The sequence below is a fragment of the Vibrio sp. ED002 genome (assembly GCF_023277445.1).
Classification (GTDB): Bacteria; Pseudomonadota; Gammaproteobacteria; order Enterobacterales; family Vibrionaceae; genus Vibrio; species Vibrio jasicida.
This window is the reverse complement of record NZ_CP080239.1, coordinates 1,349,496-1,365,125: the sequence shown is the minus strand read 5'-3', so window position 1 is coordinate 1,365,125 and position 15,630 is coordinate 1,349,496. Positions and strand designations below refer to the sequence as shown.

Here is a 15,630-nt window from a genome sequence, read left to right as displayed (position 1 = left end):
GGAGTTCCTTCCTTACTCTCTGATTTCAATCCTTTTAACTATAGGAAACGCGAGCCAATGCGCGACTTTATACCCAATAAAAAAGAGGAGGGGTTAGATTCGAGGTCCCCGTTGAAGCTAACCCACTCCCCAAAATCGTTACTTAACTCATTCGGTTTAACTTTGTGGAGATTGCTCTAATGCCCAATCGCCACCCAGTGATTTGTAGAGTGCGACAGTGACCTGAGCCGTTTGCAATTTGGCTGCGATTTGTCGGTCTTGCATCATGCGTTGTTGGCGCTGAGCATCCAGTACCGACAAGTGGTCAATCAACCCAGCACGGTAGAGAGATTTGGCTTTCCCCACGGCTTTATCTGTCGCAACTAGAGCATCATCAATGCGGCGCTGATTCTCTTGGCTTCTGCCATAGGCAAATAAGGTGGAATCCACTTCAGCAAAAGCCGAATCTACGGCGTGTTGGTAAGTCAGTGTTGCTGCGTCAAAACGAGCTTGGTTGATGTCTTCTAAAGCATCGCCACGACCACCATCAAAGACATTCCAACTGATGCCTGCCGCGCCAACCCAGCCGAAAGAATCACTGCTAAACAGGTCATCAAAGCTAGAAGCAGACACGCCCGGAGCGCCGGTTAAGAAGAACTTCGGATATTGATTGGCGATACTTGCCGCAAGTTCTTCATTGATGGCTGCAATTTCTCGCTCCGCTAAGCGGATATCAGGGCGTCGCTGCAGTAAGTCAGAAGGTAATCCGATTGGCACGACATTTTGCATTGCAGGTACACCTTGAGTCTCTGCAAGTCGCACTTCGACTTTTGATAAAGGCTCACCAAGTAGTACCGCGATACGATGTTTGTGTACTTGCTGCGCGATTTCCAATTGAGGAATGATTGACTCCATCGCTGCAAGCGTCGCTTTGGCCTGCGCTAAGTCGAGATCCGAGCCATAACCGCTGCGAACCACTTTCTTGACCAAGTCCATGGTTTTTCTTTGGTCTTCAAGGTTTGATTTAGCTAAGTCGAGACGCTCGCTTGCCCCTTGATACTGCAAGTAGTTATGAATTAAATCTGCAGTAAGCAAAGTCGTCAGCCCGCTTTGATAGATTTCTGCTTGCTCAACACGTATTTGCGCCGCATTGGATTGACGATCAATGCGACCGAACAAATCCAATTCCCAAGCGATACTTGCGCCGGCAAATACACCATCATGCTGGTTGTCCAACAAGGTTGTATTGCCAATTTGTGGTGGCAGGCCTGCGGCGGAATCACCAATCGGATTCAGCGCAGGGCCAAGCAGTGAATCGTTCTTACTCAGCTGATAATTGACGTATCCGGCACCAACATTGATGGTTGGCACCTTGAATGACTCGACAACGGTCTTATAGCTCTCTGCCATTTTGATGCGTTCTGCCGCGACCTTAAGCGGGATGTTTTGACTTTGCATATCAAGCACCAAATCGTTCAACGTAGGGTCGTTAAACTCTGTCCACCAAAACGCTTCTCTCTCATCATTGTTGCTGACGCCATTCTGGTCGGCATACAAATAAGTCTCTGCCATGCTGGTGGTTGGCGTTTGATAGTCTGGCCCAACGGCACAACCGGATAAACTTATTGCCAATACCAGTGGCGCGATAACGAACTTTCTCATGATTACGCCTCCTTCAATTCAGCGTCAGTTTGCGTGGTTGGTGATGTTTCTCTGTATGCCAAGCGATACAGTGCCGGCATGATGAACAGTGACAACACGGTCGCTGCTGCCAGACCGCCGATGATGGTGGCTGCCATTTGGTCAAACAAGAGATCCGAAAGCAGCGGGATCATGCCGAGTGCGGTTGTCAGTGCACCCATCGAAATCGCCATGGTGCGGTTAACGGTGGCTTCTTTGATGGCATCCGATAATGGACGGCCGTTCGCACGTTCAAGTTCAATTTGGTCCATCAACACAATGCCGTTTTTAATGATCATGCCTGTCAGGGTAATGGCACCAATCAACGCCATAAAGCCGAATGGTTTATCAAAACCAAGCAGAGCAAAGGTGGCACCGGTAGCCGCCAAAGGCAGTGTGGCTAGAATGATGATCGGTTGCTTAAAGCCGTTAAACATTGCGACCAGAATGATCACCATGATCAGCATGGCTTTTGGTAGCTGTTTAAAGATGTCAGTAACGGCTTTGTGTTCATCGTAGTATTCGCCGCCCCATTCCAAGCTGTAGCCGGCTGGCAGAGGAATCGCTTCGATTTGATCTTTCACCGCGTTGCGTACTCTTGCTGGTGTGGTTGAACGCTCAACACCTGCTTGTGCTGTGATGGTTTTGACGCGATTGCGACGCCAGATCATGCTCTCTTCTGGAACTAGCTCAAAGCCATCAACCACTTGGCCGAGAGGTACACTGTGCATGCCAAGTAGCGAACGCACGGGCAATGTTTCTAGTGACGCCATATTTTGCGAAGTGCCACGCAGCTGAATTGGAATCAACTCATCATTAAGGTTCATCTGACCTAATGGCATGCCATCAGAAGCGCGTTTTAAAGCAAAGGCGATGTCTGCTCGGTTGATGCCAGCTTGGCGCATCTTGTCTTGATTGATGATGGGTTTGAGCACCTTGCTTTCTTGGCGCCAGTCATCACGAACGTATTTGGCATCAGGGTGAGTAGCAAAGATGGCTTTCGCTTGATCCGCCAGTTGGTGCAACACCGCTTCATCAGGGCCAGAGAAGCGCGCTTCTACTGCGTACTTGTCTGAGGTCGCCAGTTTTAATGCTCTAAAGCGAGGTTCCGCGTCTGGGAATGTGTTCTGCAACCACTTGTCACCACGTTCAACAAGTTGGCTGATGCTTTCGTAATCCTTGGTGTTTATCAATATCTGCCCGTATGCAGGATCAAGTGGTTCTGGTTCTACGGTCACCGAGAAGCGCGGTGCACTTGCGCCCATGTAGCTAGAGATGCTTTCTACTTCTGACTGCTTGAGTAGCCACTGCTCGACTTTGCGCATGTCTGCTGAGGTTTGCTCGATCTTGGCGCCATTCGGTAGCCAGTAATCAAGAAACACGATAGGGCGATCCGATTGCGGGATAAAGTTCACCGCCACGTAAGGCACAGTCACGGCAGTCACTAAAAGCAGGGGAATCAATGCTGTCAGTGCTTTCATTGGGTTATCAACCGTCCAAAACACCAACTGCTTGTAGCGGCTTGGCTTTGCGTCTTCATCGATAGATGTTGGTTTGATGAACATCCAACACATCAGCACGGTAAAGGTCATCGCGACCAACCAAGACAGAAGAAGCGAAGACGCTAAGATGTAGAACACTGAACCCGCAAACTCGGCTGAGTCGGTTTTGGAGAACAGAACCGGACTTGCACCCATGATGGCAATGACGGTCGCGCCAAGCAGAGGGACGGCGGTTTCCTTAACTGAATCAATAGCAGCACGTGTGCGTTCGATGCCTTTGCCCAGTTTTACGATCATCATGTCAGTGATCACGATGGCGTTGTCTACCAACATACCTAAAGCAAGGATGAAGGTACCTAACGAGACTCGATGCAAATCAATGCCCGCGATATTCATGTAGATCAGCGTGAGCAGGATGGTCAGCAATAAGCTCGAACCAACAATTGTCGCGCTCTTAAAGCCCATGAAGACTAACAGCACCACAAACACAATGCCGACACTTTCAAGCAGGTTACCGACGAAGTCATCAATCGCTTTTTGTACTTCTTCAGGTTGGTAAGCCACAGTAGAAATATCAACGCCAAGCGGCAGTGTTTGTTGGTAGTTTTTGATGATGTCACGAATCGTGTCGCCGAGTGAGACCACATTAATGCCTTCAACAGGGCTGACCGCTAGCGTCACCGCAGGCTCACCATTAAATCGGCTTTCTGTTAGTGCTGGTGTTTGGTAGCCCATGGATACATCGGCGATGTCACCTAAGCGAATCAAGCCTGTACCTAGCTCACTCACGCCACCTTTGATGACCAAGTTACGAATATCATCTAGTGATTGAAATTCACTGGTTTGAGTGATGCGAATGCGCTCGGTGCCAGCATCGAACTTGCCTGCTTCAAAGGTCATGTTCTGTGTGCTGAGTTGGTTCCATACCTGCGCGACAGACAAGCCATATTGAGCCAGACGTTCGTCAGGCATATCAATGTAGACCACTCGTGGTTGCACGCCGTGTAGCTCAATCTTCTTAATGCCTTTTACGGCTTTGATTTGGCGTTGTAATTCTTCTGCATAGCGGCGTAACTCTTCTGGTGCGGCGTCTTGGCTATGGATAGAGAAAAGCATGCCATACACTTCAGAGAACTCATCCTGAACAATGCTGATTTGCGCTGTAGATGGCAGTTGCAGTTTTACGTCGTTTACTTTGCGGCGCAGTAAATCCCATTGCTGCGGAAGCGCTTTGGAATTTAGGCTCTCTTTCAAGTCGACAAATACCATTGACATGCCCGGACGAGACAATGAGCGCAGGCGATTCAACTCGGCCATTTCTTGCAGCTTGGTCTCAATGGTATCGGTGACTTGTTGTTCCACTTCTTCCGCCGAGGCGCCCGGATACAAGGTGACAACGACGGCGGTTTTAACCGTGAAGCTTGGATCTTCCAACTTGCCTAAATCAAAGTAAGAATACAGCCCTGCCACCACACTTAATGCGATAAAGAACAACACGAAAGTGCGCTGTCTTATCGCGAATTCAGCTAAATTGATCATGATTCGAACCTATAGCGTTTTGATGGTTAAATTCGGCGTGTTGTCGCCAGCTTGAAGATAATGAGTGCCGCTGATGACCACATAGTCGCCTTGACTGAAAGCGCCAGAGACACAAGCTTGATGCGAGTCGATGGATTGCAATGTCACTGGCTCGGTATGCACAATAGCGTCACGAACGACATTTACGTGTAGCGTTTTCTTTTCACCTAAAATCGCAGAATAGGGGAAGCAATGACTGGATTGATCGGGCTGAAATGAGGTTGTGACCGTAACGGCTTTGCCATTGAACAGCTCGTTAGAAATTGAATCGATAGCTAGAGTGACAGGGTAAGTTTGTTTGATGAGATGCTTTTTAGGCGCGATTTCAGCGACGTTCGCACGGTATGTTTGCTCTGAACCATACCAAGACATTGCCGCTGTTTGTCCAAGGTTAAACTGACGAATCATGTTCTCAGGCACATCGATATCCACTTCCCACTGACCGTCTTGTTGAAGAGTGGCGACGCTTACGCCCGGCAATGTCTGCTCGAATGCGTCGATTCGTACTTCGCCAATGCTGCCAGAAAATGGCGCACGCAGTGTAGTGTATGCCAAGGCATCTTCCGCGCGTTGGATATTCTTCTCGACCACTTTAACCGCAGACAAACTACGCTCATAACCGCTGATGGCTCTATCCAAATTCACACTGGCAATCGCGTCATCATCGGTGGCTTGTTTCACGCGTTTTAGCTCAGCCTTTGCCAGTTTATGCGCAGACTTCGCTTCCAGCATACGCGCTTGCAACTCTTCCAATGAGACTTGGTAATCGTGTGGATCAAGCGTAGCAATGATCTGTCCTTTCTCGACATGATCGCCCTTCTTCACCAAAACGCGGTCAACGGTACCAGGAACGCGAAAAGAAAGGGATGCGGTCTCTTTTGCTTGAACAATGCCACTAAACGATTTGTTCAATGCCGCGTTTTCACCCGTGACTTCAACAACTTGAATTGGGCGAGGGGACTCTGGTTCGGTGAACGTGGTTTGGCTTTGATTACAGCCAAACAGTGCCAATGTCGCGGCACCTAATGCAGTAGTTTTGAATAGACGATTCATACGATGGCTCCATAATTTTGGTGCCATCATACAATTGTACAATGTTCAGATAATCACTCGGCAATGAGACTCACTGTCTCAAAAAACGAGACAATGTATTCAACTAAACGAGTTTTGGGACTTCTTTAATGAGGTGGTCAATAAGTAAGCGGCTCGCCTGACTCAATGTCTTAGGCTGAGGGTAAAGCAACCATCCCGATTCTTCAGTGACAGAATATTGTGACAATAGCTGCACCAAACTGCCGGATTCCAACTCACGCTTCACCAGTAGTTTGGGCATAAAGGTGATGCCACGATCTAAAATCGTCGCGTTCTTAATAAAGCCAATGTTGTTGGAAATAAGCTTCGGGTGCAGTTGTACACTTTGCTCTTGGAAGTGCCAGACATTGTCTACCTCGCCATTTGGCCAACGAAAACAGACACACTGGTGTTCCTTCAGTTGTTCTAGGTTCTCTGGCATGCCGTGTGTTTCAAGGTAATTGGGAGAAGCGACTAAACAACGGTCGAGTGTCAAAAGCTTACGTGCAACGATGTCGGAATCAAACAATGCACCACCATGGAAAGCGATGTCCAAGCCCTGTTGGAACATGTCACTAAAGCCATTGTTGATGTTGCGAATATCCAACTCAACGTGTGGGTATTTATCGTGGAAGTTAAACAGAATTGGGCGAACCAGTTCATCGGTTTCCGGCAATAACCCAAGTTTGATGCGGCCGCGAACTTCATTGGTATCGTTGCTGACTTGTTCGTTCGCCGAATCGAGCATCGTCAGCGCTTTTTGCAGGTTCTCGTAGTAGGCTTCGCCATTATTGGTGAGCGATAAACTGCGTGTGGTGCGATGGAAAAGTTGAGCGCCTAAGGATTGCTCTAATTCGCCAATTCGTCGACTCACATTCGCGCGCGGCAGATCCAATGCGTTTGCTGCGGCGGTAAAGCTTCCTAGCTCGACCACTTTAATGAAGAGTTTAAGATCGTCGATTTTCACACTGGCGCTCCATGCTTATTGAACACTGTACTAAACCGTGACACTCTAAAGCATCATAACGTTATGCACAAAATATAACGTGACTTTTGATAACCGATACTTTTTTGAAAAGAGAAATAGGGAATTAGTGTGCTGAGAGTTATTCAACGTCGTCGGATCAAGAAGGTCATTAAGTTGCTTTCTGCCAGATTGATTAAGGGCTATGGAAGTCGCGAGTATTTCTCTATCGGACAAGTGCAAAGCAGCACAAGCGAGTTGAGCAAGCGCCAACAACAGATCGCTTTGGCCTTATATGCTGATCCTCAAGAACTGAGCGCAGAAGTTAGAGCTGAGCTTACTTCCTTGCGTGCCGATGTCTCGAATGACTTTTTCGATGGTGGTGATTACACCGCACAAGATGTACTGAATCTACTTGGTTCGGGTGGTTGGAAAGGCGGTCGTATGGACGATGACATGTCGCACCGATTCGGAATGAATAGCCGATACTAAACAGGGTTGTATTAGGGAACGAATCACGATGAAGCAACTGGATCTCAACTTACTTCGCATCTTTCTGGTGTTACTCGAAACTAAGAACACGCGCATTGCAGGTGACCAATTAGCGTTGAGCCAACCCGCAGTCAGCAAAGCGTTGGGAAGGCTGCGTGATTACTTTGATGATGAGTTGTTTACTCGTGTTCACTCTGGCTTAAAGCCAACGCCTCGTGCACTTGAGCTGGGTGACAAGCTGCCGATGATCATGGAGAGTTTGGATGAGGTGATTCTAGACTCGCCAACGTTTGAGCCTGCCGATTACCAAGGTAACATTACCATTGCGATTAATGGTTTTATCTCCAACTGGCTCGGTGCACGTTTGTGTATCGCGGTGATTGAAGAGGCACCAAACGCACAAGTAAACATAGTGAATTGGGGCTCTCAAACACTCAAAAAGTTGCTCGATGGTGAGATTCAAGCGGCCATCAACTATTCGCCGATCGACACCAATAAGCAATTTACCCACCAAGTGATTGGTGAAGATGATTTTGTTGGGTTAGTGAAAATCAACCACCCTTTGGCAGGAAAGACCTTGTCTCAAGCTGAAATCAATCAAGCAGAATACGCCAGTTTGGTGGTGCCGAGTTGGAATGATACTCAGCCCTTTATTGCTAAGCACCTTTCAAGTGAAGTGTTGAAAGTAAAAGCACGAAGTTCCTATTTGCATACCTTGCTCGATGTGGTTAAGCAGAGTGAGATCATCTTGCCTTGCTCTCGGCAGCTTGCTCATTATTTGAACGGTGAGTTTGAGTATGCCTCTTTTCCTAATCACACCCCAGATGAGCTAAAAAATATTGTGCTGGTGGAATCGCACAATAAGCGCATGCATCCCATGCATCAGTGGCTCAAACGAAAAATCATCACCACTTCTCAAGTTATCATCCAAGAAAAACGATAAGCCTCTCCATTGAGAGGCTTGTTCTCATAGGACTGGTCTGAAGGGGTTCAGCCTGTTCTGCGTTACTTTGCCGTCACGTTCGGGAAGTTGTGCATTTCTTCAATCGCTTTGGCTTTGTCACTTGGACGGTAAGCACGCAACGCAAAGTTCCAGCCCGCATCGTTCACTTCAATTACGTTATTCGCGGCACCACAGGTCTCGCCTTTCGGTGCGAAGTGAATGGTGTAAGAGCCATCTTTGTTTGGTACAGCGGAGGTTGAGTCTGCGCTGTTGTTATCTGTCATCAACCAGCCTTTGCCTGAGTATGCCGTGATAGACCAGTAACCGCCTTTTTCGTAGCTCAGTGACGGTTTATCGAAGGTGATGTCAGCACACTCAACTTTGCCAGTACCTGCTCGTGAAGAGTACACCGCGTATTCTGCTGGTAAGCCAGCCCAACCTACAGCGGTACCAATCATAAATTGCTTGTTATCTGGTGTTGCAGTAATGCCAGTAGTGAAGGCTTCTTCTGTCTTAATCGTGTTGACTTGCTTCTCCCATTTCGCACGTACCGCGTCGCGAGAGGCGCTGTCCCAATCTTGCGCTGGCTTAAATGGTTTTGCGGATTTTGCATCAATCACGGCGGCATCTTGTAAGCGATGTGCCTCTTCCATGCCTGCCGTCGTAGCGGTACGCATTAAGATGTAAATGTAATCCGAGCCTGCAATTTTCGAATCAATGTAGATCTCGTCACCACCATAAATCGCCATGTGGTTGTCGTGATTGTTGTTGAAGAAATGCATGATTTGGTAAGCATCACCTTTCGCTAAACGGAAAGTGGCCCCTTTCGACACATCGACCACGGCTGTGGAGTAGAGCAAGTCGGTGTTTGAGCGAATGATCATCTGATTATCAACGGTGACGCTGTCTCGGTTTTGGTCAAACACATTGATTGGTTGGCGCTCTAGTTGTTGAGTGAAGTACAGATCAGTTTCTGCGCGGGCGAAGTTTTCGTCGGTCACTTTAACGGCTGCCATGGTCTGCATAGAGGTGATGGCAATAAGAGTCGCTAAGATGGTCTTTTTCATGTCGCTTACCTTGAGGTCGTCATTAAGAGATGACCTCACTTTATCGATATGCCAGTGATGACAGAAATGAATTGATGTAATTCAGATAATAACTAAATCGAATTGCAAGTTCGGATTGCCAGCCGTCACACGCGATGCTGTTTTCGATATTGTAAAGGCGTGATGCCATTGGTGCGTTTGAATTGGCGGATAAAAGAATCGGCAGAAGCGTAGCAAAGCATGTCAGCAATGGTGCGGATTGGACATTCGCTGTTGGTGAGTAGCTTCTTACTCTCTGTGTCGCGGACTGAATTCACGATATCTCGGTAGGTGAGGTTATTTTTGTTCAACAAGTTCTGCAATGTCCTGGGGTGGATGCCGAGCATTTTGCTGACCAAGGTTTTGCTGATATCACCGAGAGGAAGCAATAACAGAATCGAGTTGGTGGTGATTTCCAACAGCGTGTTGTGATGTTGAAGACCATGAGAGACTTTGCGTCGCATTTGATTGGTGATGGTCATCTCCAAATCGGGCTTTTCTGCGAGTAGGGCTTTGGGGAACTCAAAGCCATCGAACTGACTACCCAATATCACTTGGCATCCAAAGAAACGTTCAAGACGTTCTATCTGTATTTGCTGCTGTGCTCCTGATTCACCTTGGTAGCGCGCTTTAAAATGGACTTGATGCAACTTCAACCGTTCGCCCAATACCATCTTGAACGTTGTAATAATGCCTCCGATGGAGAGCAAAGCGTGTTGGCTTGTATCGACATTGGGTTCGAATAAGAACTGGGTAAAGTGGCGAGCAATGTCTTCACGAATATCAAGTTGATGGCGAGAAGCACGTTGCTGATAGCTGTATAGACCAAACAAAACCGGATAGATGTTTGCGAGAGATTCCTGACTGGCAATCAGCAACATAGCGATGTCCAAAGACTGGTAGTCAATCAAGGTACTGAGCTCTAGGGCGAACAGCGGGTCTTGGGTCTCTTTGGCGGCCAAGTTCAGCAGTTCTGCAAATTGCTGATGGCTAAGCTCTTGGTTTTCATCGTGTAAGGTTGAGATTTGAATATTGAGCTTTGAGGTTAAGGTTTGAGGCTCCACACCATATCTTCTGCACAATCTAGGAAAAGCAGAGAGGTATAACGCGCTCAATCGATATTCGTTTTTCACTCAAATATTCTCAAAATGTCAATTTTAGATCTCGGCTTGTTTTTATACTGCGCCACATTGAGTTGGTCAAGAAATGACTGATGTCAACTTCATCCTCCCGATACCGCCTGAAACGACGAGTAGAGAATAGACATGAAAAAAGTAACGAAAAACCTTATCTCTGGTTTGATATTTGCTGCTTTAACCAGTAGCGCATACGCAGACAACAACATCAAGATTGAGAACATGCACACCCGCTCTGGTGATTTTGCTTTTGAAACCAGCGTACTCAATGGCATTCCAACAGAGGAAAGCTCAAAGAAACTGTTTAATCTGATGGATTTTCAGCGCGCGACACAAGCTTACATTTGGTCTATTCCGCTGACGTCTAACTACGCGTGGAAGGCGGCGTATGAAAAAATGGGCTCAGAAGATGGCCAAATCACTTATGTGGCATCCCATCAATCTAAATTGGGTGGCTTAACTTACAACACCTCAACACCCTACGCGATTACATGGTTTAACGTAGAGAAAGAGCCCGTTGTGGTGAACATCCCGACCGATGAACTGCGTGGTGCGGTGCATACCATGTGGCAGATTGGCATTGCACAAATGACCAAACCAGGCACGTACGTGATAAAAGCTAAGGGCAGCGAAACACCGAAGAACCTACCAAAAGATGCGGTGGTACTTGAATCGGATACTAACTATGTCTTCTTTGGTGTGCGCTTAATGGCGAAAACCGAGAAACAACGCATGACGGACTTGGAGTCGATGTCAATCACGCATCTGGATGGCAAACCACTCAGCGATCGAGGTGTTAACTTCCCGAAAAAAGGTCTCGATGCGAAACATCCACGTGGTATGGAGTTTTGGCAAGTGCTCAACGAAGCCATTCAAACAGAACCTGTTGCAGAGCGCGATCGCATGATGCATGACATGTTGCGTCCATTGGGTATTGAGAAGGGTAAACCTTTCGAACCAAATGCCGAGCAAGTGAAGATCATGAAAGAAGCGGTAGTGCTTGGTGAGGCAATGACTAAGAATATCGACTTCAACAAAACGGGTCGCTTACATCAATCAGAATACGGGCCTGAAGGGAACCGTTGGGAAGTGGCAACAGCATCAACACCAAACCAAGATCGTGCTTATGGCATGGATCTCGATGGTCGCGCGGCATGGTTTTATGAAGCGGTGACGAACGATATTGCGATGCATGGTTTTGAAAACGGTGGTTGGGGTCAGATATACCTTGATAACTATCGTGACGGCGAAGGCTATGGCCTAAATGGTAGCAATCACTACACGCTGACTTTAGATGGCGATGTGAACTACGCCGATTTGTTCTGGACCATTACGGTGTACAACGTGGAAAACCGCGCCATCATCGATAACGACATTCAACGTGCGGATGTGGGCTCAAACGTTCCGGGCACAGTGAAAGACGAACACGGTAACTACACGTTCCACTTCTCACCAACCAAGCCAGAAGGTGTGAATGAAGCAAACTGGGTACAAACTCGACCGGAAGAAAACTGGTTTGTGTATTTCCGCGCTTACTCACCAAGCAAAGCGTTTGTTGAACAGAAACCAGAAACGATTCTGCCAAACTTTAAACACGTGAAGTAACCCTAAAAGCCACCATGATGAGAATTGTCGTGGTGGCTTTTTAATTGTCCGAATATTCATCTGAGAGGTTCAGATTTCGTAATCAAACACGATGATGTCTTCAAGTAGTGGTCTAAATACCTCTTTCAATGCATCGTGTTCTGTATGAGGTAGGTAGTTCTGACGACCTGCTTCATCGGCAAACGTCATCATCACGGCGTGTGTGTAGTCTTTGTTCTTTCCTTCTGGGCTGTTGTTTAAGCCCCATTCAACGTCGGTTACACCTTCCACTTTCATTGGCATGGCTTCGAATAGCTCTCGCAGTTGTTGGATTTTGTCGCTGGTGGCAGATGCTTTAAATTTGATGAGTAGAATGTGTCTGATCATGATTTTGTGCTGTTGTTATATTTTGTTGTGTTTGAAGAACAACACTATAACGGGCATCCACTCTAAAGTTAGCTTTTGGCTTCACAAAATAGGGAATCAAAAACGCGAGCACTTTGGCTCGCGTTTTAGTTGGTCTAGCTAGGTCGTTAGATGGGAACCGTTAACCCTCGACGCGTTTCACTAAGTAGAAATGCTTTTTACCGCGTTGAAGCAACCAGTACTGGTCGAACAGTGGGAAGTTCAAGCTTGGTTTTTCTGTATCGATTTTTTCGCCGTTCACACTGATGGCGTTGTTGCCAATTAGCTCACGAGCAACGCGTTTTGAGCTGGCTAGACCGGATTCAACCAGAAGCTCAACCAAGTCTTGCTCAGCACTTTGCATGCTCGGTAAGCCATCGAGTTCCAACTGTTTTAGCTCGCTCAAGCTCAATTGCTGCACATCACCGCTAAATAGCGCTTGAGTGATTCGTTCTGCACTTGCTAATCCTTTTTCGCCATGAACAAAGCTTGTCATTTGTTCCGCTAAGATACGCTGTGCTTGCGGTTTGCCTTTACTCTCTTTGTCTTGTGTTTCAATCGCTGCAATCTCATCGCAACTCAAAAAGGTGTAGTAGCGTAGGAAGTGGTAAACATCGGCATCTTCCGCGGATAACCAGAATTGGTAGAAGGCGTAAGGCGAGGTTTTACTTGGATCCAGCCACACTGCACCTCCTTCGGTTTTACCAAATTTAGTGCCATCGGATTTGGTGATCAAAGGTAAGGTTAAGCCAAATACTTGTTCACCATTTTGACGGCGAGTAAGGTCAATACCGCTAACAATGTTGCCCCACTGGTCGTTACCACCGATTTGTAAGCGACAGCCGTACTGACGGTTTAATTCTGCGAAGTCGTAAGATTGTAGCAGTGCGTAACTGAACTCGGTGAATGAAATCCCTTGGTCTGGGCGTTGTAAGCGTTGCTTAACTGACTCTCGGCTGATCATGGTATTTACGGAGAAGTGTTTACCCACATCGCGGAAGAAGTCGATCACGTTAATTTGCTTCACCCAATCTGCGTTGTTTACCATGAGCATTGGCTTGCTGACTTGGTTATTCATCAATTGTTGAATTTGGTTCGACAGATCTTTTACCCAGCCTGTTACGGTTTCTTCTGAGTTTAAGCTGCGCTCTGTAGCTTTAAAACTTGGATCGCCGATCATACCCGTTGCCCCACCAATCAGGGCGATGGCTTGGTGTCCTGCATCTTGAAAGCGTTTGAGCATAATAAGTGGAACAAGGTGACCGATGTGCAAGCTACCTGCGGTTGGATCGAAGCCGCAGTACAAGGTTTGTGGCTCAGAAAGCAGTTGTTGAACTTGGTCTAAATCACTCGCTTGGGCAATCAAGCCGCGAGTTTGTAAATCTTCAATCAGTGTCATCGTCTTATCTTTATCTGGTTCGGTTGTATTCAGATTAAAAGGCGATGCGGAATCGAGATATATCCCTAAAGGGACAGTTTGTTATCTTGATTGAGTGATCAGGTGGTTGAGAAACAACTGAAAGAACTCGCTTAAAGACGCCACATTCAGTTGTGCGTAGATGCGTTTACGGTGATTCTTGACTGTGCCTTCTACGACATCTAGCTGCGTTGCAATCTCTTTGCTGTCATAGCCTTGCGCGATTAATGCGGCAATTTCTTGTTCTCGATTAGTGAGGACAGTTTCGCCAAAAGATGCCAGAGCGGATTCAATTGCAGTACGCATTTGTCCCGAGTAGGTGGTAGGACTGAAAACTGGCTCGGCGAGTGTAAACTCGGTTTGTTTCCAGTGCTGTCGGCACAAAGACTGAATAATGGCAAAGTAAGATTTGAGCTTGGTGACTTGAGGTTTGGTGAAGCGTTTGTCGTCTTGCATAAAACCGAAGTAGAGCATCACCCAACGTGCCGGCTCGATTTCGATCAGCATGCTGAGCTCGTCCTTCCAGCCCGTTTGATGGTAAAACTGCTGACAGTAGGCTTGGTAATCGAGATCGTTACGCGCGACGTCTTTGCCTACCACATCTTTGAGCGTAAAGATGCCTTGCTCTTTGTTGGCGTTAAGCTTCTGGTAAAACGGGTCGTTTTGAAAAGAGGTGGTGAGGTAACGCTGAAACAAAAGCTCGCGCTCATTCTCAATCGAATCATAAAGATAGATAGGGTGTTTGCCTTCGCGGTAACCGAGGATCACCGCGCAATCAAAACTCAATAACGAAGCTATAACGCGCATCAGTTTGGGCGTAAAGCTTGGTGAATTAAGGGCAGAAATTGTCTCTGCAAGTTGAGTGTTGAATGCGTCGTTAGGCATGGGAATTCGAGTGTGCGATAAAGGTTGAGATAAGCATAACGCAACAGACAATGATCCCAAAGTGATCAAAAAGGGGAGCGTTGTGCTCCCCATCAATAAATCATTGTAACCAAGCGATTACTGCGAATCGGTCAGCTCTTTGTTGACCCAGTATTTCGAGCCAGAAACGTTCGCATCAACCAGCAAGCCAGTGGCGTTTAGCTGATACACGGCCACGCCGCTGTTGAATTGCGCTGTCATCTCTTCGCCATCCTCACCAGCGACTAAAGAAGCTTCGCTCGATGCTTCCCAGCCTTCTTCGACAAAGGTGTTGAAGTCTTTTTCATGTTCGAACAACACCACTTGTTGGTAGAACTTACCGCCAACACCAAGGGCAACACCCGCACCAAACATATTCATGTAAGTGCGTTTGTCCGTCGACTTGTTCACTGCAACACCAGAGCCGGAGTTGGTATGGAACATCAGCGACAGTTTGCGAGAATCAAACACCGCATAACCGTAAGCTTTATCGTAAAGATCTTTCGCTTCTGGTTTCTCATTGAAGAGCTTTAGCAGAGTGCTATCCGCCATTAAATCAATTGCTTGGCGCGCTTCTTCTGGCGTATCACCTTCCATCAATTCATCGATTTTCTTATCGGCATCGTCGATCCACTTTTTACTGGTCTCAATACTGGCATCAGTCCATTCACCCGCGGTGTTGATCGCATCTTCAGACCAGTTAGTGAAATCTTGCCAAGCTTGTTTAGAGAACGCCTTGGTGTCATCCCATGTGTCTTTTGCAGTATCAGAGACGGCGTCACCAAGGTCTGAGAGACTGTTAGATATGTCGTCCCAATCTGCGTAAGCCGGAGAGGCGAGTAGCGTTAAAGCGGCAACAAGTGCAAGTGGCTTTTTCATAGGTCCATTCTT

At 47.2% G+C, this 15,630-nt stretch carries 13 protein-coding genes; 3 read left to right on the top strand and 10 right to left on the bottom strand.

Translation table 11 applies throughout. The features are described 5' to 3' along the window. Positions 1–156: 156 nt before the first annotated feature. The 4 genes from ITG12_RS22735 to ITG12_RS22720 all read right to left on the bottom strand — a co-directional run bounded on the left by ITG12_RS22735 (position 157) and on the right by ITG12_RS22720 (position 6,777). Positions 157–1,641 (bottom strand): efflux transporter outer membrane subunit, encoded by a 1,485-nt coding sequence (locus tag ITG12_RS22735; protein WP_038876638.1) that lies wholly within the window; start codon positions 1,639–1,641, stop codon positions 157–159. Between the two features lie 2 nt (positions 1,642–1,643). After that, positions 1,644–4,700 carry an efflux RND transporter permease subunit gene (locus ITG12_RS22730; protein ID WP_038876640.1) on the bottom strand — a complete coding sequence of 1,019 codons (3,057 nt, stop codon included), beginning with the start codon at positions 4,698–4,700 and terminating at the stop codon, positions 1,644–1,646. A 9-nt stretch (positions 4,701–4,709) separates the two neighbouring features. Beyond that, positions 4,710–5,792 carry an efflux RND transporter periplasmic adaptor subunit gene (locus ITG12_RS22725; protein WP_038876641.1) on the bottom strand — a complete coding sequence of 361 codons (1,083 nt, stop codon included), beginning with the start codon at positions 5,790–5,792 and terminating at the stop codon, positions 4,710–4,712. A 103-nt stretch (positions 5,793–5,895) separates the two neighbouring features. Beyond that, positions 5,896–6,777, bottom strand: coding sequence for a LysR family transcriptional regulator (locus ITG12_RS22720; protein ID WP_020196069.1), 882 nt, complete (start codon positions 6,775–6,777; stop codon positions 5,896–5,898). 129 nt (positions 6,778–6,906) lie between these two features. Here ITG12_RS22720 and ITG12_RS22715 point away from each other — a divergent pair, with 129 nt between their 5' ends. After that, on the top strand, positions 6,907–7,266 hold the full coding sequence (locus ITG12_RS22715; protein WP_038876642.1) for a DUF6559 family protein: 360 nt from the start codon (positions 6,907–6,909) through the stop codon (positions 7,264–7,266). Positions 7,267–7,294: 28 nt separating this feature from the next. Continuing rightward, positions 7,295–8,209, top strand: coding sequence for a LysR family transcriptional regulator (locus ITG12_RS22710; RefSeq protein WP_038876643.1), 915 nt, complete (start codon positions 7,295–7,297; stop codon positions 8,207–8,209). Positions 8,210–8,271: 62 nt separating this feature from the next. Here ITG12_RS22710 and ITG12_RS22705 read toward each other — a convergent pair whose 3' ends face one another. Beyond that, the gene (locus tag ITG12_RS22705; RefSeq protein ID WP_050568823.1) at positions 8,272–9,276 is read right to left on the bottom strand and encodes a DUF1214 domain-containing protein; all 1,005 of its coding nucleotides are present in this window, start codon (positions 9,274–9,276) and stop codon (positions 8,272–8,274) included. A gap of 125 nt (positions 9,277–9,401) precedes the next feature. After that, positions 9,402–10,358, bottom strand: a complete 957-nt coding sequence (locus ITG12_RS22700; RefSeq protein WP_248874121.1) for an AraC family transcriptional regulator — start codon at positions 10,356–10,358, stop codon at positions 9,402–9,404. Positions 10,359–10,559: 201 nt separating this feature from the next. On the opposite strand from ITG12_RS22700, the gene ITG12_RS22695 reads away from it, so the two are divergent. Further along, positions 10,560–12,035, top strand: coding sequence for a DUF1214 domain-containing protein (locus ITG12_RS22695; protein WP_248874119.1), 1,476 nt, complete (start codon positions 10,560–10,562; stop codon positions 12,033–12,035). Positions 12,036–12,104: 69 nt separating this feature from the next. Here ITG12_RS22695 and ITG12_RS22690 read toward each other — a convergent pair whose 3' ends face one another. From ITG12_RS22690 to ITG12_RS22675, 4 genes are all read right to left on the bottom strand, one after another. Further along, entirely contained in the window at positions 12,105–12,401 is a 297-nt protein-coding gene (locus ITG12_RS22690; protein ID WP_248874117.1) for a Dabb family protein, read from the bottom strand. 160 nt (positions 12,402–12,561) lie between these two features. After that, the gene (tyrS, locus tag ITG12_RS22685) at positions 12,562–13,818 is read right to left on the bottom strand and encodes a tyrosine--tRNA ligase (protein WP_248874115.1); all 1,257 of its coding nucleotides are present in this window, start codon (positions 13,816–13,818) and stop codon (positions 12,562–12,564) included. Between the two features lie 81 nt (positions 13,819–13,899). Further along, positions 13,900–14,721: a LuxR family transcriptional regulator gene (locus tag ITG12_RS22680; RefSeq protein WP_248874113.1), complete on the bottom strand. Its 822-nt coding sequence runs from the start codon at positions 14,719–14,721 to the stop codon at positions 13,900–13,902. A 117-nt stretch (positions 14,722–14,838) separates the two neighbouring features. After that, positions 14,839–15,618, bottom strand: coding sequence for a lipoprotein (locus ITG12_RS22675; RefSeq protein WP_038876651.1), 780 nt, complete (start codon positions 15,616–15,618; stop codon positions 14,839–14,841). Positions 15,619–15,630 lie beyond the last annotated feature (12 nt).